Raw genomic sequence first — 3410 nt, 5'->3', positions numbered from 1 at the left:
CTTCTGTGGTCGCTCGCTCCTCCGGCCAGGACCGGGCCGAGTCGGACCCCGGGATCCCGCCCACATCGCCCGGGGACAGCACGACGTCGGACACGCCGTCGCCGGAGACATCGACATCGACTCCCGTCGATCCGGTGGCGACCGGTCCGATGCGGGTGGCCGTGCTCGGTGACTCGGTCGCCCACACCCTGATCGGTGGCCGCCTCGACGGCTTCCTGGCGGGTCTACCGTGGGCGCCCGACCAGTCGTCGTTCGATCCCGAACAGGTCGAGGTCGTCCCCGTGACTCGGCCCGTGTGTTCGTTCCTGGAGGGCGATGTCGTCGTGTCCGACGGCGGAGCACTCGCCCCCGTCGACCTGTCGGAGTTCTGCGCCGGATGGTCCGACGATCTGCGGGCGGCGGTCGCCGGGCCGGAGTCGGTCGACGCCACGCTCGTGCTGTTGACCAATGATCTCGAGGACCGCTCGATCGACGGAGAGCTGGTGGAGGTCGGGTCACCGCGATGGGAGAAGGCGCTCACCGACTGGCTCGAACTGCTCCGCGCGATCAGCGTCGACGATGACTCGCTCCTCGTGCTCGCCGCCACAGCTCCGCGGCTCGAGCCGACGTGGGACGATGCCGTCGGCGTGCGCGAGGCGATGATGGCCGACGTGTTCACCCGCTACGCCGCAACTCACGACGGGGTCGAGACCGTCGACCTCGGGCCGTTCGTCGCGGGCCGCGACATCCGCTACGACGGGTTGCACTACACCCCGGAGGGGGCATCGGAGGTCGCCGCGTGGCTCACACCGCAGCTGCACTCACTCCGCGACGGTCAGTCGGCGAGTTCCTCGGGAACCGGCACGACCGGGTAGATGCCGTCGACGTCGGCGCCGCTGATGCCGCCGCCACCCTCACAGCGTTCGAACAGCATCAAGAGGTTCGACTCGTACTGACCGACGAGGCAGAAGTTGTCGGCCACGGCCTGATTGTGTTCCTGCGACTGACGCTTCACCGAGGTGTTCGGCTCCAGCCATCCCGACCAGAAGTTCGTGAGCACCAGGAAGTCGGCGTCCTCGATGTCCTCGGCGAGGCCCGAGTCCTCGGCATCGGCGAGCCCCGGGTCCATCTCGATGTAGTACGTCGCTGGGTCGAGGTCGTCGAACAGGAAGTAGATCGAGACGTCGCTGTAGACCGTGCGGCTCAGATCGGCGGTGCCCACGATGAGGGAGTCACCCGGTTCGCTCAACGCCTCCAGGTCCGGGATCATCTCGTTCAGCGCGTTGGCCACCTCCGGATTCCCGAACCAGAACTTGCGATCGTCGCGCTCGACGAGGAACGGCAGGGGCAGATCCCCGATCGAGACTCGCGCCTGCAGCAGGTAGTAGCGGTACGTGTAGAACGGGCTGACCACCAGCATCAGGACGAGGACCACGATCGCTCCGGTGGCGACGGTGGCTCGGGCGATCCCGGAGCCCACACGGCCGCGGAGCAGGTGGGTGATCAGCGCGACGAGGAGCGGCCACGACACCATCGCCACCCAGGCGAGGTGGGTCGAGTCGGGGCGCTGGAGCGCCTGAGGCAGGATCCCGAGCCCGAAGACCCCCGCGACCAGCAGGGTGTCGATGAGTGGGTTGGCCCCGTGCCGGCGACGGATCCACCACGCCGCAGCGGGAACCCCAATGGCGATCAGGACGACCGAGAAGAACCAGAAGAACAGCTGGTGATTCGCCGACATCGCCGGAAGCGGCCAGTACGGAGGAACACCCTCGGCGACGGCCTGGAGAGCGCCGTCGACCTGGTCGAACGATGGGGGAGTGGGAAGCTCACGACCCGGCCGGAGGCGCACCACCGGGTCGATCACGACGCCGTCGAACACCTCGACCGGTCCGGCCACGATGAGCTGGATCCACATCGGGATCAGGCCGACGACGGCACCCAGCAGGAACGGACGGACCGCGGTCCGACGCGCAGCCCAGCCACCGACGAGGACGGCTGCGGTCATCGCGATGACGACGTCGGGCCGGAACGACAGCGCGAGCCCGGCGAGCAGGCCGGCGATCGCCCACGACGCGATCTGTCCGGTGTTGCGGGCACGGATCACGAACACGGTCGACCACAGGGCCAGGGCGATCGCACCGTGCCACGCGAGCGCGGCGAGCCCGATCGGCGTCATCGTCAGCAACGCCGCCACGACACCGGCGCCCAGGGCCGTGGTGCGTCCCCACGGGCGGGTCAGCGCGTACAGGGCGAAGATGATCGCGAGGTTCTGGACGAGTGCGAAGGCGCGCTCCGCTTCCAGCGTGTACCCGAAGATCCAGTACCAACCCGCCAGTGCATCGAGTGAACCCGGTCCGTAGAGGTGCAGGAAGTCGACGTTGGGGATCTTGCCCTGCTGGACGAGGCGTGGGAAGACGAGCATGAAGCCCTCCTCCATCGACGAACCGGGTGACCGGAACAGCCCGCGGACCGGAATCATCGAGAACCCGAGCAGCGCGCCGACGGCGATCAGGCCGCGCCAGGTGAAGCGCAGGCGCCCCCCGAGAACGAACGGGACCACCTCGACGTCGGTGACGCGGCCGGGCTCTGCGGATTCGGGCGCGGGGTCCGCGGGTTCCGGGGCAGCCGCCGGAGGCGGCTGGTCGTGAGATGTCTCGGTCTGGTCTGGCAAGCGCCCGAATGGTATCCACCCGCGCGGCGCCCCAGGGCGTATCGTCGTGGGCGATGACGGCCGACCCCCTCGACGGCCTGCGCAGCGATGCACAGGACCTGATCTCACGCGGGATCAGGCGAGTCCACGTCCTCGCGTGGCGCGACCTGGACGATCCCGACGCCGGTGGATCCGAAGTGCACGCCGACGAGTTCGAGCGGCGATGGGCCGATGCCGGCCTCGAGGTCGTCCACCGCACATCGTCGGCGGCCGGCCAACCGGACCGAGCCGAACGCCACGGATACGACGTGGTGCGCCGGGGGAGCCGGTACACGGTGTTTCCGCGGGCCATCGTGTCCGAGACGACCGGCCGGATGGGACGATCCGACGCACTCGTCGAGGTGATGAACGGTGTGCCGTTCTTCTCGCCGGTCTGGTATCGACGGCCACGCATCCTGTTCCTCCACCATGTCCACGGCCCGATGTGGGACCAGATCCTCCCGGGACCGCTGGCGTCGTTCGGGCGAGCGCTCGAATCCCGCGTCGCTCCACCGGTGTACCGCCGAGGGCTCACCGCGACCCCCTCGGAGGCGACCCGATCCGAACTGGTGGAGCTGGGATTCCATCCCGATCGCGTCACCGCGATTCCGAACGGGACCGACCCTCGTTTCGCACCGGGTGGCGAGCGCACGCCGCAGCCCTCGATCGTCGCGGTGGCACGGCTGGCGCCCGTCAAACGTTTCGGTCTGCTCCTCGACGCGGTCGCCGAGGCGCGTGCGGC

General features: G+C 69.1%; 3 protein-coding genes. 2 read left to right on the top strand and 1 reads right to left on the bottom strand.

What is annotated here, in order from left to right; translation table 11 throughout:
* Positions 1 to 854: hypothetical protein (locus WBV89_RS04335; RefSeq protein WP_423980111.1), on the top strand; the 854-nt coding region annotated here is incomplete at its 5' end.
* On the opposite strand, the gene WBV89_RS04330 is transcribed toward WBV89_RS04335, so the two are convergent.
* A complete protein-coding gene (locus WBV89_RS04330) occupies positions 815 to 2650 on the bottom strand; it encodes a hypothetical protein (protein ID WP_423980110.1) in 1836 nt (611 codons plus the stop codon). The genes WBV89_RS04335 and WBV89_RS04330 overlap by 40 nt on opposite strands.
* Before the next feature lie 53 nt (positions 2651 to 2703).
* Between WBV89_RS04330 and WBV89_RS04325 the strand changes: the two genes are divergently transcribed.
* Positions 2704 to 3410: glycosyltransferase (locus WBV89_RS04325; RefSeq protein WP_423980109.1), on the top strand; the 707-nt coding region annotated here is incomplete at its 3' end.

This window comes from Ilumatobacter sp. (assembly GCF_049588435.1).
Classification (GTDB): domain Bacteria; phylum Actinomycetota; class Acidimicrobiia; order Acidimicrobiales; family Ilumatobacteraceae; genus Ilumatobacter_A.
Note: the sequence above shows the minus strand (reverse complement) of the source record. Positions and strands in the feature narration are given on the sequence as shown.